Origin of the sequence: Pseudoalteromonas sp. MM1 (assembly GCF_030296835.1) — a bacterium.
Classification (GTDB): domain Bacteria; phylum Pseudomonadota; class Gammaproteobacteria; order Enterobacterales; family Alteromonadaceae; genus Pseudoalteromonas.
This window is the reverse complement of the sequence record NZ_AP027922.1, coordinates 2,250,841-2,271,422: the sequence shown is the minus strand read 5'-3', so window position 1 is coordinate 2,271,422 and position 20,582 is coordinate 2,250,841. Positions and strand designations below refer to the sequence as shown.

The 20,582-nt window shown below is 40.6% G+C and carries 18 protein-coding genes; 13 read left to right on the top strand and 5 right to left on the bottom strand.

The genetic code is table 11. The features are described from left to right. The first annotated feature begins 147 nt into the window (after positions 1 to 147). The 11 genes from QUE46_RS10270 to adk all read left to right on the top strand — a co-directional run bounded on the left by QUE46_RS10270 (position 148) and on the right by adk (position 11,744). A complete protein-coding gene (locus QUE46_RS10270) occupies positions 148 to 633 on the top strand; it encodes a hypothetical protein (protein WP_024033363.1) in 486 nt (161 codons plus the stop codon). Positions 634 to 745: 112 nt separating this feature from the next. After that, a complete protein-coding gene (locus QUE46_RS10265; protein WP_286247725.1) occupies positions 746 to 1,573 on the top strand; it encodes a DUF692 domain-containing protein in 828 nt (275 codons plus the stop codon). Between the two features lie 13 nt (positions 1,574 to 1,586). Continuing rightward, positions 1,587 to 2,339: a DUF2063 domain-containing protein gene (locus QUE46_RS10260; RefSeq protein ID WP_286244714.1), complete on the top strand. Its 753-nt coding sequence runs from the start codon at positions 1,587 to 1,589 to the stop codon at positions 2,337 to 2,339. A 71-nt stretch (positions 2,340 to 2,410) separates the two neighbouring features. Further along, entirely contained in the window at positions 2,411 to 2,533 is a 123-nt protein-coding gene (locus tag QUE46_RS10255; protein ID WP_004588125.1) for a hypothetical protein, read from the top strand. Positions 2,534 to 2,705: 172 nt separating this feature from the next. Then, positions 2,706 to 3,251 carry an adenine phosphoribosyltransferase gene (apt, locus tag QUE46_RS10250; protein ID WP_286244713.1) on the top strand — a complete coding sequence of 182 codons (546 nt, stop codon included), beginning with the start codon at positions 2,706 to 2,708 and terminating at the stop codon, positions 3,249 to 3,251. Positions 3,252 to 3,254: 3 nt separating this feature from the next. Beyond that, positions 3,255 to 5,687 (top strand): DNA polymerase III subunit gamma/tau, encoded by a 2,433-nt coding sequence (dnaX, locus tag QUE46_RS10245; RefSeq protein ID WP_286244712.1) that lies wholly within the window; start codon positions 3,255 to 3,257, stop codon positions 5,685 to 5,687. Positions 5,688 to 5,746: 59 nt separating this feature from the next. Continuing rightward, positions 5,747 to 6,073 carry a YbaB/EbfC family nucleoid-associated protein gene (locus tag QUE46_RS10240; protein ID WP_286244711.1) on the top strand — a complete coding sequence of 109 codons (327 nt, stop codon included), beginning with the start codon at positions 5,747 to 5,749 and terminating at the stop codon, positions 6,071 to 6,073. Positions 6,074 to 6,078: 5 nt separating this feature from the next. Then, positions 6,079 to 6,687: a recombination mediator RecR gene (recR, locus tag QUE46_RS10235; protein WP_286244710.1), complete on the top strand. Its 609-nt coding sequence runs from the start codon at positions 6,079 to 6,081 to the stop codon at positions 6,685 to 6,687. 266 nt (positions 6,688 to 6,953) lie between these two features. Then, positions 6,954 to 8,858 (top strand): MFS transporter, encoded by a 1,905-nt coding sequence (locus QUE46_RS10230; RefSeq protein ID WP_286244709.1) that lies wholly within the window; start codon positions 6,954 to 6,956, stop codon positions 8,856 to 8,858. A gap of 145 nt (positions 8,859 to 9,003) precedes the next feature. Further along, on the top strand, positions 9,004 to 10,917 hold the full coding sequence (gene htpG, locus QUE46_RS10225) for a molecular chaperone HtpG (protein WP_286244708.1): 1,914 nt from the start codon (positions 9,004 to 9,006) through the stop codon (positions 10,915 to 10,917). A gap of 182 nt (positions 10,918 to 11,099) precedes the next feature. Continuing rightward, entirely contained in the window at positions 11,100 to 11,744 is a 645-nt protein-coding gene (gene adk / locus QUE46_RS10220) for an adenylate kinase (RefSeq protein WP_286244707.1), read from the top strand. Positions 11,745 to 11,986: 242 nt separating this feature from the next. Here the strand turns inward: adk and tpx are convergent, their stop codons facing one another. After that, positions 11,987 to 12,574 carry a thiol peroxidase gene (gene tpx / locus QUE46_RS10215; RefSeq protein ID WP_286244706.1) on the bottom strand — a complete coding sequence of 196 codons (588 nt, stop codon included), beginning with the start codon at positions 12,572 to 12,574 and terminating at the stop codon, positions 11,987 to 11,989. Between the two features lie 216 nt (positions 12,575 to 12,790). Between tpx and QUE46_RS10210 the strand changes: the two genes are divergently transcribed. Next, positions 12,791 to 13,795 carry a response regulator gene (locus tag QUE46_RS10210; RefSeq protein WP_286244705.1) on the top strand — a complete coding sequence of 335 codons (1,005 nt, stop codon included), beginning with the start codon at positions 12,791 to 12,793 and terminating at the stop codon, positions 13,793 to 13,795. Positions 13,796 to 13,798: 3 nt separating this feature from the next. Beyond that, on the top strand, positions 13,799 to 14,770 hold the full coding sequence (locus QUE46_RS10205; protein ID WP_286244704.1) for a diguanylate cyclase: 972 nt from the start codon (positions 13,799 to 13,801) through the stop codon (positions 14,768 to 14,770). Between the two features lie 152 nt (positions 14,771 to 14,922). Here QUE46_RS10205 and QUE46_RS10200 read toward each other — a convergent pair whose 3' ends face one another. The 4 genes from QUE46_RS10200 to QUE46_RS10185 all read right to left on the bottom strand — a co-directional run bounded on the left by QUE46_RS10200 (position 14,923) and on the right by QUE46_RS10185 (position 20,478). After that, a complete protein-coding gene (locus tag QUE46_RS10200; protein ID WP_286244703.1) occupies positions 14,923 to 16,437 on the bottom strand; it encodes a SpoVR family protein in 1,515 nt (504 codons plus the stop codon). 17 nt (positions 16,438 to 16,454) lie between these two features. Next, a complete protein-coding gene (locus tag QUE46_RS10195; RefSeq protein WP_286244702.1) occupies positions 16,455 to 17,738 on the bottom strand; it encodes a YeaH/YhbH family protein in 1,284 nt (427 codons plus the stop codon). 26 nt (positions 17,739 to 17,764) lie between these two features. Then, on the bottom strand, positions 17,765 to 19,687 hold the full coding sequence (locus tag QUE46_RS10190; protein ID WP_286244701.1) for a PrkA family serine protein kinase: 1,923 nt from the start codon (positions 19,685 to 19,687) through the stop codon (positions 17,765 to 17,767). 209 nt (positions 19,688 to 19,896) lie between these two features. Beyond that, a complete protein-coding gene (locus QUE46_RS10185) occupies positions 19,897 to 20,478 on the bottom strand; it encodes a superoxide dismutase (RefSeq protein ID WP_286244700.1) in 582 nt (193 codons plus the stop codon). Positions 20,479 to 20,582: the final 104 nt, after the last annotated feature.

Below are 20,582 nucleotides of genomic sequence, written 5' to 3'. Positions count from 1 at the left end.
TATTTGTTTGTACAAATTTAAAAGTAAAAAAAATGAAAATAAATGAAAGTTTTTATTTTCTATCAGGTCTATTTAATCATACAAGCAACGCATAATTGACAATAATTAGCTTGCATTATTTTAATACTTATATAAGAGAGTCATACAATGAACACAGTAAAGAAAAATTCAATCGCGTTAACCTTAGGTGCAGTAGTTGTTGGCTCTGCAAGTTTTGCCTCTGCAGATGCACAAGCAAACCCATTTGAATTCCAACAGCTAGTGACGGGTTATCAACTTGATGCTGCAGAAGGTAAATGCGGTGAAGGTAAATGTGGCGGCGACGCAAAAGGTAAAAAAGAAGGTAAATGCGGCGAAGGCAAATGTGGCGGCGACGCAAAAGGTAAAAAAGAAGGTAAATGCGGCGAAGGTAAATGTGGCGGCGACGCAAAAGGTAAAAAAGAAGGTAAATGCGGCGAAGGCAAATGTGGCGGCGACGCAAAGGGTAAAAAAGAAGGTAAATGCGGCGAAGGCAAATGTGGCGGCGACGCAAAAGGTAAAAAAGAAGGTAAATGCGGCGAAGGCAAATGTGGTGGCGACGCAAAAGGTAAAAAAGAAGGTAAGTGCGGCGAAGGTAAATGTGGTGGCCAATAACACGCTGACTTAACTACCTGAGTTACTCAGATATACGTTATGCTAAAGGGCCAAAAGGCCCTTTTTGTTTTAGGAGATAATGATGAAAGCTTCACAAAACTCAGCATTTGGGATGGTTGGCTTAGGCCTTCGTCGAGAGATGCTTGATGAATTACTAGTGCATATACCCAAGCAAATTGATTTTATGGAAGTGGCGCCTGAAAACTGGCTTAAGCTAGGAGGCCGCTTTAAAAAACAATTTAAAACATTAACTGACGCCAATAATTTTGTTTGCCATGGTTTATCGCTTTCTATCGGTTCGCCTGAACCTCTTGATATTGACTTTGTTAAATCGCTAAAAACGTTTTTTGATCAACACAATATTAAACTATTTAGTGAACACCTTAGTTACTGCTCGGGTAAAGGACATATGTACGATTTAATGCCAATCCCTTTTACTGAAGATGCCATTGCACACGTTGTACCTCGGATCAAACAAGTGCAAGATATTTTAGAGCGCCAAATAGCCATCGAAAATGTCTCTTATTATGCAGCGCCTGGCCAGCAGTTATCTGAGCTTGAATTTACTAATGCGATTTTAGAGCAAGCTGATTGTAAACTACTACTTGATGTAAATAATATTTATGTTAATTCAATTAATCATGGTTACAATGCAGATGCGTTTTTATTAGGGCTACCTACAAACAGAATTGCATATGGGCACGTAGCAGGTCACTACAATGAAGCCGATGATTTAATTGTTGATACCCATGGCGCTGATGTTATAGACCCCGTTTGGGACTTGCTTGATAAAGCATACCAAGCGCATGGGGTGTTTCCTACCTTATTGGAGCGTGACTTTAATATTCCAAGCATAAATACACTAACAAAAGAGCTTGATATTATTCACGATTTACAAAATAAAAACGCAAGTTCAACGCTTACTCAGCAAACAGCGTAAATAAGGAAGGTAAATGAACTTTATTGACACGCAAAACGAATTTATGGCGCACATTCGTGAGCCTCAGCTCAACCAAAAGCCTAAAGATATCGAAGATAGGCGCATGGCGATTTACCGCGATTTATTTTTTAACAATATTGCCGGGTTTATTTCATCTGGTTTTCCGGTACTCAAAACGTTATACACACAGCAGCAATGGCAAAAATTAGTAAGAACATTTTTTAATGAGCACGACTGTAAGTCGCCTTATTTTTTAGATATTGCAGGGGAGTTTATTAATTACTTATCGAACGGCTATACAATGCAAGAGTACGATTACCCATTTATGTTGGAGCTGGCACATTATGAGTGGATTGAGCTTGATGTTTCGGTGGCTAATGAAGACGTTAATGATCAACGCTTAAAAAGTACCGAACTGACTAGTGCCGAGCTTTACTTGTCGAGTGTAGCACGTAATTTAAGCTACCAGTATGCAGTTCAAAATATTAGTACAGAATATAAACCTAGCGTGCCATCAGAGCAGCCCAATTACTTTGTGGTTTATAGAGATAATAACGACGACGTACAGTTTTTAGCCACCAATGCAATGACCGCTTTACTACTTTCTATAATAGAGTCAAATACAGGCATTGACTTTGAGAGTGTATGCCAACAGGTTTTAGCTCATGCGCCTAATTTTACTCAACAACAAATTGCACATGGAGCATTAAGTACGCTCAATGCAATGTGCGAGCGCGGGATTATCGTGACAAAAAATCAACATTAAGGGCTTTATAGATTTTTTTACTTCGTCTATCATGGCAGCCTTATTTGTCGTGCTTAAAAAAGGTTATACCAATGTCAGATGATAAAGACTTTAAAGATCCGTTTAATGCTACCTACTTTATTGCTTTTTTAGCAGTTTTTGTGGGTATTGGCTGTTTAAATGCGATTTTAGGCTGGATCACAAGCCTAACCTAAAGCTCCTTGCTTTATTAAGGCTGTTGTTTATATCAGCCTTAAGCTTCTTTTCCTCCTCCACCCTTATAATTTTCAAACCACCTCGGTATTAATGACAGCAAACTCGCATTTTAACGTCAGTTAAGGTTATAATCAGCTGCTTTGAAATATAAACTATTGAGCAATTAAACTTATGACTCAAGTAACACCCGCTATTATTAAAAACAGTATCGCAACCATTGCCGACTATCCTAAACCAGGCATTATGTTTCGTGATGTAACAACACTAATGGCAAATCCAGAAGCCTTTAAAGCAACAATTGATGCTTTTATAAACGAATATAAAAACCAAGGCTTTACAAAAATTATTGGTACAGAATCTCGCGGCTTTATTTTTGGTGCGCCGCTATCTTACGCGTTAGGGATCCCTTTTATTCCTGTTCGTAAGCCAGGCAAGCTACCGCGCGAAGTGATTCGCCAAGATTACCTACTTGAATACGGTGAAGACACATTAGAGCTTCATGTTGATGCTATTGTCCCAGGCGACAAAGTATTATTAGTTGATGATTTATTAGCTACCGGTGGCACAATTGAAGCCACAGCAAAGCTAGTTGCAAAATTAGGCGGCACAGCCACTGATGCTGCGTTTGTTGTTTCATTACCAGAGCTTGGTGGTGAGCATCGTATAGAAAAAATGGGTATTAAAATCTTAAAACTGGTTGAGTTTGAAGGCGAGTAATTGATGAGTTATCAGGTTCTAGCTAGAAAATGGCGTCCGCAAACCTTTCATGAATTGGTTGGCCAGTCTCATGTAAAGCAAGCGCTTGTTAATGCGCTTACACAAAATAGACTGCATCACGCTTATTTATTCACTGGAACCCGTGGTGTGGGTAAAACCACCATTGCACGCATTTTTGCTAAAAGCTTAAATTGTGACGAAGGTATATCGGCATCTCCATGTGGGCAATGTAGTAGTTGTACTGACATCGAGTCAGGGCGATACATTGACTTACTTGAAATTGATGCCGCTTCTCGCACCAAAGTCGAAGATACTCGTGAAATTCTTGATAACGTTCAATACGCACCAACACGCGGACGTTATAAAGTATACCTAATAGATGAAGTGCACATGCTTTCTAAGCATAGCTTTAATGCGTTATTAAAAACGTTAGAAGAGCCGCCTGAGCATGTGAAATTTTTACTGGCAACCACCGATCCGCAAAAGTTACCTGTTACCATTTTATCGCGCTGCTTACAGTTTAACTTAAATGCACTTTCGCAAAGTGAAATTAAAACTCAGCTTGAACACGTACTTACTCAAGAGCAACTAAACTTTGATAAAGATGCACTAAGTATTATTGCAAAAGCCGCTGATGGCAGTATGCGAGACGCCTTGAGCTTAACAGATCAAGCTATTGCGCAAACCAACGGCGACATAAACAATCAAGCCGTGCAAGCCATGCTTGGTTTAATGGACACACATTATAGCCAAAGTTTGCTTGCTGCTTTGTTAGCACAAGACGGTGGTGCACTCATGGATGAAATAGCCCAAGTAGCGAGCCGTAACCCTAACTATATTGCCCTACTTGATGATTTAATTGCATTAACTCACCTTGTTCAATTAACTCAGCTTGTCCCTCAAGCCGCGCAACTTGATGATAAAAATGCCGATTATATAAGCCATGTTGCACAGCACACCCAGGCTCAACAAATACAGATTTATTACCAGTTACTATTAAACGGTAAAAAAGACTTACAATGGGCGCCAGAGCCTCGTTTAGGCTTTGAAATGATAATGCTGCGATTGTTAGCATTTGAATCGGCAGGTACAACCTATGCTCATTCACATCCTGAGCCTAGTGACACACCGAGTACAGCAACGCCTGCGCCTACCAGTAGTAAAGGCCGTGCCGATGCGCTGCGCGATATATTAAATAAGAATAAAACACCGTCGCAAAACGAAACCTCTGCTACACAAGCAATGGTTGAGCAAAGCCCTGCGCAAAACCAAAAAATTGATGAACCCGCAGCGCCGCCAACAAGTTCGCCGAATGAACAAGACAACAACAGCGCACCTTCTACGGTTCAAAACACTCCAAACGATACGTCCAGCTCTGTGCAGCAAGGCGAGAAAATGGCCAAAACTGATGAAGCTGCTGAGCGTCAAAGTGAAGACGACGCTTACCTGCAACACAGTAATATGGAGCAAAATTTAGCGGCACAATTTGATGATGTTATGAGCAGTGCTGTAGATCAAGGTTATAACCCTACACCTGTAGAACAACACGAGCCAGGCATAGCCGATGATGAAAATATCACTGTGCGTGAACAAGAAGCCCAAGCACAATCAGCAATTGCGCGAATTTTACGGGATAGAAATATATCGGGTGCAGGTAGGCTTTCAGGGGAGAGTGTAAATACCCCTGAGCAAGCGCAAACATCAAAAACACCTGCTCAAGCTACGCCTGACAACCAAGCAAAGCCACACGATACAAGCATGCAAGCGAGTGAGTCACAAAACGATTCACCGCCATGGCAAGACCATCCGCAAGGCGATAGCGAAAAAAAGCCAACGCTCCCAGTAACAGGGAGCCAAACGCCAGCTGAGCCAGTAACGCAAAGCCAGCCAGCGCGTAAGGTTGATTTTCAACAAAAGCACCAAACGATTACAGAAAACTTAGCCCCTGAGTTGCTTGAGCAAATTAACCCGCAAAAAAAGCCTGAGGTAATAGAGCAAGAGCCCGCTATACCGGTTCCCGATGACTTTCAAAGCCCAATTAGCGAGATTAAATTTGCGCATCAGCAAGATGAGTGGGCTTATTTAATTAAGCGCATGGGACTTGGTGGGCGGATGCGCCAATTTGCATTACACTCGATTTTTACCAAGCAAGGCGACAGTTTACATATTGACGTGGATGAATCACAAAAACACTTAGATACCCCTATGCTTAGGCAAAAGCTCGATGCGGCGTTATCAAGCATATATGGTCATAACGTTTCGCTGAGTATTAACTTTGCAAAAGGGGTGATTGACTCGCCTTATTTAATTCAGCAAAAAATAGATGCAGGACGGCACCAGCAAGCAATTGATGTGATCACAGCTGATGAAAACATAGTACAATTTCAGCAGCTATTTAGCGCCGAAATTGACGAAAACAGTATTCAGGCATTGTAATTAAATACAATCGCCCTTATCTTCATGACAATTAGAGTTTAAAAGAAAGAGAGAAAATTATGTTTAAAGGTGGAATGGGTAACATGATGAAGCAGGCGCAGCAAATGCAAGAGCGCATGCAAAAGGCCCAAGACGAAATCGCGACGATGGAAGTTGTTGGCGAAGCCGGCGCAGGCCTTGTAAAAGTAACCATGCTTGGTAATCATAATGTGCGTCGTGTTGAGCTTGATGAAAGCCTCATGGAAGATGACAAAGACATGATTGAAGATTTACTTGCTGCAGCATGTAATGACGCCGTTCGTCGCGTAGCTGACGAAACGCAAGAGCGTATGAGTAAAGTGACTGGCGGTATGCAATTACCACCAGGTATGAAAATGCCGTTCTAATAAATATGCAACTTTCAGATAGTCTAACACAGCTTATAGAAGCACTTCGCTGTCAACCGGGTATAGGTCCTAAGTCTGCTCAGCGCATTGCGTTTCATTTATTAGAGCGTGACCGTAAAGGGGGCACTCAGCTTGGTAACGCATTGACCAAAGCCATGAGCGCGGTTGGGCATTGTCAGTCGTGTCGTACTTTTACTGAGCAGGCACAATGTGATATTTGCTTAAGTACAAAACGCCAAGACACTGGTGTGCTTTGTGTTGTTGAATCGCCTACGGATGTGTTGGCAATAGAGCAAACAGGTCAGTACCTTGGTTTATATTTTGTACTGATGGGGCATTTATCGCCCATTGATGGTATTGGCCCTAAAGAAATTGGCCTTGATATACTTGAACAAAAGCTCTCGCACGGCGGTATTAACGAAGTGATTTTAGCTACCAACCCCACGGTTGAGGGCGAGACCACTGCACATTACATTGCCCAGCTTTGCCATAAATATAAAGTAGGGGCCTCGCGTATAGCGCATGGTATACCTGTTGGTGGTGAGCTTGATTTAGTAGATGGCACAACGTTAATGCATGCATTTAGTGGCCGACGAGCTGTTATGCAGGACTAATACGACTGTCTGAAATCGTTTTAAAAGCCTACATAGTAAAATATGTGGGCTTTTTTGTGTTTGCTATTTAATTACCGTATAACGTGTGTGAGCGGTTATTAATCATATTAAATTAATAAATGAGTTAAATTTAGCGACATTGTGTTATAAATTGTTGGCTTACAACAATTTATAACGTGAAGGTGGCACGGCTCACGCGCCCTAAAAATATGGCGCTAGTTGGTATAAGCAAACATCAGGATTTTATCTGATTAGTAAGGAGTACTATGCAAAATAATAAACACGACAATAAAGGTGGTTTACTCAGTAGTAAACGCTTTTTACCGCTATTTGTAACACAGTTTTTGTCAGCTATGAATGATAATGTGTATAAGCAATCTGTGCTTATATTGTTAGTGTTTCAAGCTGCAAGCCTTTGCGATGGTGCGCTGTATTCAAACCTTGCAGCGGGCTTATTTATATTACCGTTTTTTTTATTTTCAGGAATGGCAGGGCAACTTGCCGAAAAGACCGAAAAATCAAAATTGATCCGGCTTGTTAAATTTTGCGAAATACCAATTATGGTTATTGGTGCAGCCTCTATTTTTACGCAATATGTGTGGCTAATGCTGACCACCATGTTTTTTATGGGCTTGCAAAGTACTTTTTTTGGCCCGCTTAAGTATTCGATATTACCGCAGCATGTGGCGCCTAACGAATTAACAAAAGCCAATGGTTTGGTTGAGTCTGCCACTTTTGTGGCTATTTTAATGGGGACTATTTTTGGCACCTATTACATTACTCAAACAACAGGCCCAACAATTATTAGTATTGCAGTGCTGATACTTGCGGTACTTGGCTTTTTTGCCAGCCGCTTTATTCCTATAAGCCAAGCCAATAATCCTAATTTGCACTTTACTTATAATATTTTTTCATCCACTAAAAATGTATTCAAAGCGCTTAATGCTCAAACAGAATCGGTTGGTAAATCGGTGTTGGGCATAAGCTGGTTTTGGCTAATAGGCGCGGTTATTTTAACTGCATTGCCTAATTATGTTAAGCATGTAATGGGTGGCGATGAACTCGTAGTAACCAGTGCGCTGGTGGTGTTTTCGCTAAGCATTGCCGTAGGCTCTTTGTTGTGCGAAAAGCTTTCGCGCTCACGTATTGAGCTGGGAATCGTTCCTTTTGGCGCTATTTTAATTACGCTATTTTTGTATTTATTGAGCCAAGAGCCTGCTATTAGTGTGTATATCGCGCCCTCTGAAAACTTATTAACGCTTAAGCAAGTACTCAATACGGGCGATATGGTATGGCATTTTGTTTGGATGGCCGGTATTGGTATTGCATCTGGTTTTTATACTGTGCCGCTGTATGCGCTTATTCAGCAGCGTACCGAGGAGGCAAGTCGTTCGCGGGTGATTGCTGCTAATAACGTGCTTAATGCGCTCTTTATGGTTGGCAGTGCCATATTAAGTATTGTAACGCTCTCTGTTTTACAGTGGCATATCTCGTCGTTACTGTTACTTTTGGCGGGGCTTAACCTGCTTATCTCTATTTATATTTACACTAAGGTGCCGGAGTTTTTCTTACGCTTTGTTATCTATATTTTAGCTATATGCATGTATCGTGTGCGCACAAAAGGGCATGAAAATATTCCAAGCGAAGGCGCAGCAGTTATTGTAGCTAACCATGTTAGCTTTGTAGATTGGATGTTTATTTTAGCCACCTCGCCAAGGCCTATACGCTTTATGGTGTTTGCGCCCATTTATCATTCAAAAGCACTGCATTGGTTATTTAAAATGGCAAAAGCTATTCCAATTGATAGCGAAAAAGCTAACCCAAAAGCGTTTGCAAAAGCATTTGATGAGGTTGCCGCAGCGCTTGAACGTGGTGAATTGGTGGGGATCTTTCCTGAAGGAAAACTTACCAGTAACGGTGAAATGGACATGTTTAGGCGTGGCATTGAGCGTATAATAGCGCGTACACCAGTGCCTGTTGTGCCCGTTCACTTAGGTGGCTTGTGGGGCAGTATATTTAGCCGTAAAGCCAAATGGCAACTACCACGCCTTAAATGGTCATTAGTATCGGTGAGTGTGGGAGAGTCGATTGAAGCTGAGCAGGTAAGTGCTAATTATTTACACGAACAAGTTAGCGCTTTAAAAGACCAGTACGCTAAAAATACGCCGTAATTTAACGCTAAAAGCCACATTTCTATGTGGCTTTTTATTTATGTAAGCACAAACGCTGCTTTTTTAAATTTTTCCCTTGAAGTTACTCCACCTCACCCCATATTAAGTGCATAACGCAGACACTTTGCTAATTGGAGATACATAAATGACTGCAGCACAAAAAGAAACATTAGGCTTTCAAACAGAAGTAAAACAACTATTAAACTTAATGATTCATTCGTTATATTCGAATAAAGAAATATTTTTACGTGAGCTTGTATCAAATGCATCAGATGCTGCCGATAAGCTACGCTTTTTAGCGCTTTCTAATGGCGATCTTTACCAAGGTGATGCCGATTTACGTGTACGTATTAGCGCAGATAAAGAGGCGAACACAATTACCATTTCTGATAATGGTATTGGTATGACACGTGAAGAGGTAATTAGCTCTTTAGGGACTATTGCGAAGTCGGGTACTGCTGAATTTTTCAAAAACTTAACCGGCGACCAAAGCAAAGACTCGCAATTAATTGGTCAATTTGGTGTTGGTTTTTACTCAGCATTTATAGTGGCTGATGAAGTGACAGTACGCACGCGTAAAGCGGGTGAAACACAAGCATACGAGTGGCAATCACAAGGTGAAGGTGAGTACACGTTACAAGAAATTGAAAAAGAAGGCCGTGGTACGGATATTATTTTACACCTGCGTGAAGAAGAAAAAGAATATGCGGATGAATACCGTTTACGTAGCATCGTTACTAAATACTCAGATCATATTTCTACGCCTGTACAAATGTATAAAGCAGAAGTGCCTGAGTCTGAAGGCGAAGACGGCGAAAAAATCCCAGCAGTTCCAGGTGAGTGGGAAAGCATTAACCGTGCAACTGCTTTATGGACACGTGATAAATCAGAGGTTTCTGATGAAGAATACAAAGAGTTTTACAAGCATGTAAGCCATGATTGGGAAGAGCCGCTAAACTGGGCGCACAATAAAGTAGAAGGTAAAACTGAGTACACAAGCTTATTGTATATCCCTAAAAAAGCGCCGTTCGATTTATGGAACCGTGAGCGCCAAAGTGGTTTAAAACTGTATGTTCAACGTGTCTTTATTATGGATGACGCTGAGCAGTTTATGCCAAGCTACCTACGCTTTGTAAAAGGCTTACTTGATTCAAACGATTTACCGCTAAATGTATCGCGCGAAATTTTACAAGATAACAAAGTAACGCAAGCAATTCGTAAAGGGTGCACATCACGCATATTAAAAATGCTTGAGCGTATGGCTAAAAACAAAGCTGAAGATTACCAAACATTTTGGAATGAATTTGGCCAAGTGATCAAAGAAGGACCTGCAGAAGATACTGCAAATAAAGAAGCCATTGCTAAATTGTTACGCTTCTCATCAACACATACCGACTCAGAAACACAAGATGTATCGCTTGAGCAATACATTGAGCGTATGAACGATGAGCAAGATAAAATTTACTACGTTGTTGCAGATTCGTTTACAGCGGCTAAAAACTCGCCACACTTAGAAATCTTCCGCAAAAAAGGCATCGAAGTATTATTACTAAGTGACCGTGTTGATGAGTGGATGATGAGCCACTTAACTGAGTTTAACGAAAAATCGTTCCAGTCAATTACACGTGGCGACCTTGATTTAGGTAAACTTGACGACGAAGAAACGAAAAAAGCACAAGAAGAGTCTGAAAAAGAAGTCGCAGGCTTAATTGAGCGCATTAAAACAGCGCTTGGCGAAGAGGTTAAAGAAGTGCGCTTTACGCATCGCTTAACAGATTCTCCAGCTTGTGTTGTGAGCGATGACAACGACATGAGCTCGCAAATGCAAAAACTTATGGAGTCGGTAGGTCAATCTGTTCCAGAGGCCAAGCCAGTGTTTGAGCTTAACCCTGAGCACCAATTAGTTAAGCACTTAAACGATGAGCAAGACGAAGATAAGTTTGCACAGTGGTCTCATGTATTACTTGACCAAGCTTTACTTGCTGAACGTGGAACATTAAAAGATCCTACTGGGTTCGTAACACGTTTAAACAAGTTAATGCTTGATTTAAATAAGTAAGGCTAACAGGCTCTTTTAATTACTAAAAGAGCCTAAATTATAACCATAATTATAAAGGAAGCGTATGCTTCCTTTTTTTATGCGCTCTAAAGTAGGCAATTAGTATAAGTTGCTTGAGTATCTGCAGCGCTTGTGGAAGAATTCAGGCTTTAAAATAACTATCCATACTAGGGGACAATGATATGCGCATTATTCTTTTGGGCGCGCCAGGTGCTGGTAAAGGTACTCAAGCTCAGTTTTTAATGGACAAATACGGTATTCCACAAATTTCTACCGGTGATATGCTTCGTGCAGCCATTAAAGAAGGTACACCACTTGGTTTAGAAGCTAAAAAAGTAATGGACGCTGGTCAGTTAATTTCTGACGATATCATCATAGGTTTAGTAAAAGAGCGTATTGCTAAGCCAGATTGTGAGCAAGGCTTTTTACTTGACGGCTTCCCACGCACCATTCCACAAGCTGATGCAATGAAAGAAAATGGCGTTGTGGTTGACCATGTTATTGAGTTTGACGTTGCTGATGAGGTAATTGTTGAGCGTATGGGCGGGCGTCGTGTACACCCTGGCTCTGGTCGCGTTTACCACGTAGTTTACAACCCACCAAAAGTGGAAGGTAAAGACGATGAAACAGGCGAAGAGCTTATTATTCGTGCAGATGACACGGAAGAAACAGTACGTAAACGTTTAGGTATTTACCATGAGCAAACAATGCCATTGGTTGATTATTACCAAGCCGAAGCAAACGCAGGCAACACGCAGTACCATAAGCTTGATGGTACGCAAGCTGTTGAAACAGTAAGCCAGCAACTAGCAGAGTTATTAGGTTAATATAATCTAAACACAGCTAAGGTATTAAAAAACCGCCCTCGGGCGGTTTTTTGTATTTATTAGCTTTTAATACCAATCAGCAATAATACTTAATCATGTTGGCGAGGCCAAACGTGTCGCTACCTGCGTTAAAAAACTCTTATTTACGACTGCATGGATGCAGAAGGTAGAGCAATGCAGGCGCAATTGCCGAGAACAACTAAAAGCAAATTTTTTGCCTAGCTATCTACACGCCCTGTTACCTACAACGTTTTTAGCTTTTCTATTACTGGGTCGTAGTTTGGCTCGGTAGATAAATTAGACACGAGTTGTTTGTATATCACTGTATGGCTTTTATCTAAAATAAGCACAGCGCGGGTTAGTAGCCCCATATCTTTTATTATTAAGCCATATTTTTGGCCAAAGTCTCGCCATACAGAGTCAGAAAGGGCGGTTACTTTGTCGATGTTCTCAGCATTACAAAAGCGTTTTTGAGCAAAAGGTAAATCGGCACTGATGGTCAGTATTGCGATAGCAGGAAATTGCGTTGCGACTTTTTCGTTAAAATGCTTAGTTTGTAAACTACAAATGCCAGTATCTAAACTCGGCACTACGCTGATTAATACAGCTTGCCCTTTATAATCATCAAGGTTTACGGGCGTAAAGCCTCCATCAACTACTTTAAAGTCTGGCGCGTTATCACCTACACTTACACCTTTACCTAATAGAGTAACAGGTTTACCTTGAGCAGAGACTTTACCTGCATCAAGTGTGTTTTCTTGGAGCTGTGATGCATAGCCAACTGAGCTCAAAGCCAGTGTGCTTAATGCAAAAATAAGAGAGCGTACCATAGGTTATTTCCTTTTAAATTAACGCAATAGGTTTGAGTGTATTATACTCAATATCACTGACCAAGCGATTAAATATCACTGTAAAAGTAACAATAAGTTCTGTGATATATAAATTGTAAACTGTAAGAACTTTTATTAACATATAGTTACAAAATGTATCTTTAATAAAGTCATAAGGCCTATTGACATCATTGGGTTAAATAATAGAGAGATAGTATGTCAACATCCGTATTAATATGTGACGACTCAAAATTAGCGAGGCGCCAGCTAGCTCGCTCTTTACCAGATGACTGGGATATTAAAGTAGAGTTTGCTCAAGATGGTGTTGATTGCATCAAAAAACTAAAAATAATCGAGCCCGAAATCCTTTTTCTTGATTTAAATATGCCTGAAATGGACGGTTACGAAGTTCTTATGGCCATGAAAGAGCAAGGCCTTAATATTCTAACCGTGGTGGTATCTGGCGATATTCAGCCAAATGCGCACCAACGCGTACTTGAATTAGGTGCCATTGATTTTATCCAAAAACCTTGCTCACCAGAAAAACTTGCCGATATTATCGAACATCATGGCATTAAAGATAAAGCCATGCGTGAGCGTCTTGCCCACTCTTTAGGAGAGCAAGTAGACCCAGATGTACGCGATATATACCAAGAGCTTACAAATGTTGCTATGGGCCAAGCTGGCGATTTGCTTGCTCGGCTTTTAAATGTGTTTGTAGAGTTGCCAATTCCGAATGTGAATGTGCTTGAAGTTAATGAGCTGGATATGGCATTGCAGTCAATCGACAATAATGCTGCCACCTCAGGGGTTTGCCAAGGCTTTATTGGCGGTGGCGTATCGGGCGAGGCATTACTTTTACTAAACGACTCAAGCTTTAAAGAAATTGCGTCACTGATGAAGTACGACGGTGAGCTGAACGACAAAGTTGAGCTTGAGCTACTAATGGATATTAGTAATATTTTAATAGGCTCAATTTTAACGGGGCTTTCTAAACAGCTAGATATGTCTTTTAGCCAAGGTCATCCCATTGTACTTGGTCAACATCGCGATGTATCTGAATTGGTTAAATCAAATAAATCTCGTTGGCAAAGAACCTTAGCGATAGAAATAAGCTACGGTATCGAAAACCACGATATTAACTGCGATCTTATGCTGTTATTTACCGAAGATTCACTCAAAACTTTGAAATACAAAGTTGCTTACCTATTAGAAGACTAAGTTATGGCCGCTGATTTAGAAATGAATGAGATCCATTGGTTAATGGATATGTTTAACACGGTTGATGTGGGCCTGGTTGTACTGGATAGAAATTATAAAGTGTGTGTGTGGAATGGCTTTATGGAAAACCATTCTGGGCTATTACCAAGTGCTGTAAAAGACAAAGACCTATTTGATTTATTCCCTTCAATTGATGAAAAATGGTTTAGAAGTAAATCAGAGTCTGTATTTGTACTTAAAAACCGCTCTTTTACCATCTGGGAGCAGCAACCTTACATCTTTCGTTTTAAAAACTATCGTCCCATTACCGGTAAAGCGGATTACATGTACCAAAATGCGACCTTTATTCCACTTACCAACACATTGGGCGAGGTAAGTCATATTTGTATTATTATTTATGATGTTACCGATGTGGCGGTCAATAAAAAAGAATTAGAAGATTTAAATAAGCGTTTAGAGCAAGTAAGCCAAACCGACAGCTTAACGCAACTATTTAACCGAGGGCATTGGGAAAGTACACTGCACCAAGAGTTTTTACGTGTTAAGCGCAGCGGTGGCAGCAGTACATTATTGATGTTTGATATTGACCACTTTAAAAAAATTAATGATGAGCATGGCCATAGCTGTGGCGATGAAGCATTACGCCATCTTTCAGAGCTGCTTCGAACGACACTTCGAGAAACCGATATAGCAGGGCGTTATGGTGGGGAGGAGTTTGTTGTTACTTTACTTGATACCGACAAGCAAGGCGCAGCAATATTTGCTGAGCGCATAAGAGCATTAATTGAAGCCAACCCTTTTGTTTATAAAAACATAAAAATAGAGATGACCGTAAGTGTTGGCTTTGCAGGAAATAGCCCTGACTTTGCAAAACATGAGCGGTGGATTGAAGCCGCTGACAAAGCCTTGTATCACTCAAAAGAGCATGGGCGTAACAGAGTAACCGATTTTGAGGATATAAAAAATGACGCATAAGCGTCATTTTTTATGCGCTGTTAAAATTAAGGCAGCGCTAATATTAGTCCTAAATTTAAGTAACCATCTGTACAGCTAATTGCGCCGTACGCCTTGGTAGTAAATACTTAACAAGGGCTTGGTTAAAGTGCCATTTTTATCAGCCGTTTTATTTACTCTGTAGTATGGCGAGTATCATCTGCTGGGCATTGGCAAAGAGTAGAAACATCGCCTGTACTTGCCTCTTGTTGTAATTGAACCTTGAATCCCCATAACCTGTATAGGTGTTTTAGCACTTCTTTATGCGAGTCAGCAAGGGGGATGTTATTGTGAGGAACATAACGCAACGTTAAAGAACGGTCGCCTCTAATATCAACATTATACACTTGAATGTTAGGTTCGTGATTACTCAAATTATATTGCGCTGAAAGTGCTTCGCGTACAGCCTGATAACCGCTATCATCATGTATTGCGCCTACCTCTAAATGTGGATTACGGCTGTGATCGACAATAGTAAATAACTTAAAATCACGAATCAACTTAGGTGATAAAAACTGGCTTATGAAGCTTTCATCTTTAAAGTTTTCCATCGCAAAATGCAGTGTGTCTAGCCAATCAGTCCCCGCATACTCAGGAAACCAGCGTCTATCCTCATCTGTTGGGTTTTCGCAAATACGGCGAATATCCACCATCATATTAAAGCCCAATGCATACGGGTTTATACCTGAATAGTAATTGCTGTTATAAGGTGGCTGGTAAACCACATTGGTATGGCTTTGCAAAAACTCCATCATGAAGGAGTCGGTTAATTTACCTTCATCATACAAATGGTTCAAAATGGTGTAGTGCCAAAAAGTCGCCCAGCCTTCGTTCATCACTTGGGTTTGTTTTTGCGGATAAAAATATTGCGATATCTTTCGCACAATACGTATTATTTCTCGTTGCCAAGACTCTAATAAAGGCGCATTTTTCTCAATAAAGTATAAAATGTTTTCTTGTGGCTCTTGCGGGAAATGCCTTTCATGCTTTTTAGCTTCTTGCTGTTGAGCGGGGATAGTGCGCCATAGCTCGTTTACTTGAGACTGCATGTAGTCTTCACGCTCTTTTTGACGTTTTTGTTCTTCAAAAAGGGATATTTGCTGTGGGCGTTTATATCTATCTACGCCGTAATTCATTAATGCGTGACACGAATCAATTAAACTTTCTACTTGTGTTATACCGTATTTTTCTTCGCAGCGACTAATGTAATTTTTAGCAAATACTAAGTAATCTATGATGGAGTCAGCATCAGTCCATGTTTTAAATAAGTAGTTTCCTTTAAAAAATGAGTTATGGCCATAACAGGCATGCGCCATAACCAGTGCCTGCATAGGGAGTGTGTTTTCTTCCATCAAATAAGCAATACAGGGGTTTGAATTAATCACAATTTCGTAAGCCAGCCCCATTTGCCCACGCTTATAATTTTGTTCGGTTTGAATGAATTTTTTACCATATGACCAATGGCTGTAGCCTATAGGCATGCCTACGCTTGAATAAGCATCCATCATTTGCTCAGCTGTTATTACCTCAATTTGGTTAGGGTAAGTGTCCAACCGGTAATGCGCTGCAACACGGGCTATTTCAGTTTGGTATTGCTCAAGCAGCTCAAAGGTCCAGTCTGGGCCATCGCTAATTCGTTCAGTGCTCATAGTAAACCTCGCTTAGGCTAAGCAGCCCCTTGTTGTTGACGATTTTTTTTAAATAGCTCCCTAAACATAGGGTAAATGTCTTCAACACTTTGAATATGTTGTATTGCAAAGTTGCTATGGGTTTGGGTGATATTTTGGTATTCGCGCCACAAGCTTTGATGCGCACGCGTGGTAATTTCTATATAGGCAAAGTAGCGTACCGCATTAAGTAGCTTATTACGCAATATTTCACCGCAGTGTGGAGTATCGTCTGCCCAGTTATCGCCATCGGATGCTTGCGCTGCGTATATATTCCACTGCTCTGAATCATAGCGCTCTTTTATTATTTCGTTCATTAATTTAAGGGCACTGGAGACAATAGTGCCGCCAGTTTCTTGAGAATAAAAAAACTCTTGTTCGTCGACCTCTTTAGCTTGTGTGTGGTGGCGTATATACACCACCTCAATGTCTTTATAGCTTCGGGTCAAAAATTGATACAGCAAAATGTAAAAACGCTTTGCCATATCTTTTGTGGCCTGATCCATTGAGCCTGATACATCCATAATACAAAACATAACGGCTTTGCTGGTGGGGTGGGGGCGCTTTTCGTAGTTGCGAAAGCGTAAGTCGTAATTATCAATAAATGGTACGGCTTTTATTTGCTGTTTAAGTTGCTCAATTTCCTCTTGTAATAACGCAATGATGGCTTGGTCGCAGTCATCTTGCTCACGCTCCATCGCAAGTTGGCCTTCAAGCTCTGCTAGGCGCCTTTTTTTACCCGCACTCATGGCGACTCTTCTGGCAAGTGAGCCCTGTAATGAGCGTACTATATCAATATTACTGGGCATACCATCGCTACAAAAACCAGCACGGTGCGTTTTCATTTGTACAAGCTTATCTAGCTGATTTTCTTGTAAGTTGGGCAGCTCTAGGTCTTCAAAGAGTAAATCAAGGTATTCATCTTTCGAAATAGAAAACACAAAGTCGTCCTGGCCTTCGCCTGAATCACTTGCATCGCCATCGCCTACGCCACCACCTTGGCCGCCTTTAGGGCGCTCAATTTTGTCACCTGTTGAAAATTGATCATTGCCAGGGTGAATTTGTTCTCTGTCGCCCCCTTTACCTTGGTGAAAAATGGGCTCGCTAATATCTTGTTGTGGGATAGATATACTCTCCCCTGAACTTGAATCGGTAACGCTGCGTTTATTAACCGCATCAGACACTGCTTCTTTTATTTGTTTTTTATAGCGCCTAATAAAGCGCTGACGATTAAGCGTGCTTTTGTTTTTACCATTTAAGCGTCTATCTATAAAATGCGCCATACTGTTCCCCCTAAACTACATGAAGGTTACTGCGATTTTCTAACCCGTAAATACCACTCAGAAAGTAAACGCACTTGTTTTTGCGTGTAGCCTTTTTCAACCATGCGGTTAACAAAGTCCTCGTGTTTTTGTTGATCCTCAGCGGAGGTTTTTGTATTAAAGGAAATAACAGGGAGTAGATCTTCGGTATTTGAGAACATTTTTTTCTCAATCACAGTGCGTAGTTTTTCGTAGCTTGTCCATAACGGGTTTTTACCATTATTGTGAGCGCGTGCACGTAATACAAAGTTAACTATTTCGTTCCTAAAATCTTTGGGATTAGAAATGCCGGCCGGCTTTTCTATTTTTTCTAGTTCTGCATTTAACGAGGCGCGGTCAAATAACTGTCCTGTATCTGGGTCTCTGTATTCTTGATCTTGTATCCAAAAATCAGCATAAATCACATAGCGGTCAAAAATGTTTTGGCCATATTCAGAGTATGACTCTAAATACGCGGTTTGTAGTTCTTTACCAATAAACTCAACATATTGCGGAATTAAATAGCCTTTTAAAAAACTTAAATAGCGCTCTTCTACTTCGGCGCTAAACTGTTCACGCTCTATTTGTTGCTCCAAAACATAAAATAAATGCACTGGATTAGCTGCAACCTCGGTGGTGTCAAAATTAAATACGCGCGACAAAATCTTAAAAGCAAAACGAGTGGAAAGGCCGGTCATACCCTCATCTACTCCTGCATAATCACGGTACTCCTGATAAGACTTTGCTTTAGGGTCGGTATCTTTTAGGGTTTCACCATCATAGACCCGCATTTTTGAGTAAATACTAGAGTTTTCAGGCTCTTTTAATCTAGATAAGGTAGTAAACTGTGCTAATGCTTTAAGCGTACCTGGTGCACACGGCGCACTGGCAAGTTCACTATGTTGAATAAGTTTATCGTATATTTTTATTTCTTCGGTGACGCGCAAACAATAAGGGACCTTTACAATATAAACCCGATCTAAAAACGCTTCGTTGTTTTTGTTATTTTTAAATGTTTGCCATTCTGACTCATTTGAGTGGGCTAAAATCATACCATTAAACGGAAGGGCGCTAATGCCTTCGGTGCCGTTGTAATTACCTTCTTGTGTGGCTGTAAGTAAAGGGTGTAGCACTTTTATTGGTGCTTTAAACATCTCTACAAATTCCATTAGCCCTTGGTTTGCAAGGCATAATGACCCCGAATAAGCGTAAGCATCAGGGTCATTTTGTGCAAAATGCTCAAGCTGGCGAATATCTACTTTGCCCACTAATGCAGAAATATCTTGGTTGTTTTCATCACCGGGTTCGGTTTTGGCAATACCAATTTGGTTTAAAATAGAGGGATAGCGTTTAACGACTCTGAATTGGCTAATATCGCCGTTAAATTCTTTTAATCGTTTACCAGCCCATGGCGACATAATCGTTTTTAAATAACGGGGTTTAATACCGTATTCTTGCTCAAGCACTTTGGCATCTTCAACTGGATCAAACAAACTGAGCGGGTGATCGTTTACCGGAGAGCCTTTAATTGAATAAATAGGCACTTGTTGCATTAAATACTTTAGTTTTTCTGCAATAGATGACTTACCGCCCCCTACAGGGCCGAGTAAATAAAGAACTTGTTTACATTCTTCTAGGCCTTGAGCCGCATGCTTTAAATAAGAGACAATTTGTTCTATGGCATCTTCCATGCCGTAAAAATCTGCAAAGGCAGGGTAGCGTGCAACCACTCTATTAGAAAATAACCGGCTTAAACGTGCATCGGTTGCAGTATCAACCATTTGCGGCTCGCCTATTGCCATGAGTAAACGCTCAGGGGCGCTGGCATAAGCTGATTTGTCATTTTTACAAATTTCTAGAAATTCGCTAATGCTGTATTCTTCTTCTTGTGCTGCTTCGTATCGTGCTTGGTAGTGCTCAAAAATAGTCATAATAACCTCCGAAACCCGCTTTAAAAAGGTGCTTACTTTTTAAAGTTTAGTCAGAGATTACTATTTTTGTGCAATAAAATTAAAAATTTAAGTGAAAAAAGATCATGAGGCTAAATTAGCAATTTATCGCGTATAAAGGCGGTTATAATTTTATAAAGGCATAAAAAAAGACGCCGAGGCGTCTTTTTAAATCAGCGTATAATGGCTAATTAAGCGAAGTTAGCGTTCGCGAATTCCCAGTTAACAAGCGCCCAAAAACCTTTAAGGTAATCAGGACGAACGTTACGGTAATCAATGTAGTAAGCGTGTTCCCATAAATCCACAGTTAGGATTGGTGTAACGCCTTCGTCTGTAAGCGGCGTAGCTGCGTTAGACGTGTTTACGATATCTAATGTACCGTCAGCTAGCTTAACTAACCATGTCCAGCTAGAACCAAAGTTATTAACAGCTTTGTCGTTTAATGCATCTTTAAACGCGTCAAATGAGCCCCATTTAGCGTTAATAGCGTCAGCAATAGCACCAGTTGGCTCGCCGCCGCCATTTGGAGATAGGCTGTTCCAGTAGAAAGTGTGGTTCCAAATTTGTGCTGCGTTATTAAACACGCCACCTTCAGATGAACAAACAATCTCTTCTAAAGATTTGTTTTCAAACTCAGTACCTGGAATTAAACCGTTTAATTTAACAACGTAAGTGTTGTGGTGCTTGCCGTGGTGATACTCAAGAGTTTCTTGTGAAATATGAGGCTCAAGTGCATCAATTGCATAAGGTAGTGACGGTAGTTCAAATGCCATTTTTTATCTCCATTTTCTTTTGGTTGATAACTCGCTTGATAGTACGTAATGCCTGATAGAACAGACCACTTACCTATACCAAACGAAAATATAGTGTTACTATA

What these genes read in the sequence shown, in the direction of transcription:
- QUE46_RS10270 (WP_024033363.1), top strand. Translation starts at nt 148, where the DNA reads ATGAACACAGTAAAGAAAAATTCAATCGCGTTAACCTTAGGTGCAGTA.
- QUE46_RS10265 (WP_286247725.1), top strand. Translation starts at nt 746, where the DNA reads ATGGTTGGCTTAGGCCTTCGTCGAGAGATGCTTGATGAATTACTAGTG.
- QUE46_RS10260 (WP_286244714.1), top strand. Translation starts at nt 1,587, where the DNA reads ATGAACTTTATTGACACGCAAAACGAATTTATGGCGCACATTCGTGAG.
- QUE46_RS10255 (WP_004588125.1), top strand. Translation starts at nt 2,411, where the DNA reads ATGTCAGATGATAAAGACTTTAAAGATCCGTTTAATGCTACCTACTTT.
- apt (WP_286244713.1), top strand. Translation starts at nt 2,706, where the DNA reads ATGACTCAAGTAACACCCGCTATTATTAAAAACAGTATCGCAACCATT.
- dnaX (WP_286244712.1), top strand. Translation starts at nt 3,255, where the DNA reads ATGAGTTATCAGGTTCTAGCTAGAAAATGGCGTCCGCAAACCTTTCAT.
- QUE46_RS10240 (WP_286244711.1), top strand. Translation starts at nt 5,747, where the DNA reads ATGTTTAAAGGTGGAATGGGTAACATGATGAAGCAGGCGCAGCAAATG.
- recR (WP_286244710.1), top strand. Translation starts at nt 6,079, where the DNA reads ATGCAACTTTCAGATAGTCTAACACAGCTTATAGAAGCACTTCGCTGT.
- QUE46_RS10230 (WP_286244709.1), top strand. Translation starts at nt 6,954, where the DNA reads ATGCAAAATAATAAACACGACAATAAAGGTGGTTTACTCAGTAGTAAA.
- htpG (WP_286244708.1), top strand. Translation starts at nt 9,004, where the DNA reads ATGACTGCAGCACAAAAAGAAACATTAGGCTTTCAAACAGAAGTAAAA.
- adk (WP_286244707.1), top strand. Translation starts at nt 11,100, where the DNA reads ATGCGCATTATTCTTTTGGGCGCGCCAGGTGCTGGTAAAGGTACTCAA.
- tpx (WP_286244706.1), bottom strand. Translation starts at nt 12,574, where the DNA reads ATGGTACGCTCTCTTATTTTTGCATTAAGCACACTGGCTTTGAGCTCA.
- QUE46_RS10210 (WP_286244705.1), top strand. Translation starts at nt 12,791, where the DNA reads ATGTCAACATCCGTATTAATATGTGACGACTCAAAATTAGCGAGGCGC.
- QUE46_RS10205 (WP_286244704.1), top strand. Translation starts at nt 13,799, where the DNA reads ATGGCCGCTGATTTAGAAATGAATGAGATCCATTGGTTAATGGATATG.
- QUE46_RS10200 (WP_286244703.1), bottom strand. Translation starts at nt 16,437, where the DNA reads ATGAGCACTGAACGAATTAGCGATGGCCCAGACTGGACCTTTGAGCTG.
- QUE46_RS10195 (WP_286244702.1), bottom strand. Translation starts at nt 17,738, where the DNA reads ATGGCGCATTTTATAGATAGACGCTTAAATGGTAAAAACAAAAGCACG.
- QUE46_RS10190 (WP_286244701.1), bottom strand. Translation starts at nt 19,687, where the DNA reads ATGACTATTTTTGAGCACTACCAAGCACGATACGAAGCAGCACAAGAA.
- QUE46_RS10185 (WP_286244700.1), bottom strand. Translation starts at nt 20,478, where the DNA reads ATGGCATTTGAACTACCGTCACTACCTTATGCAATTGATGCACTTGAG.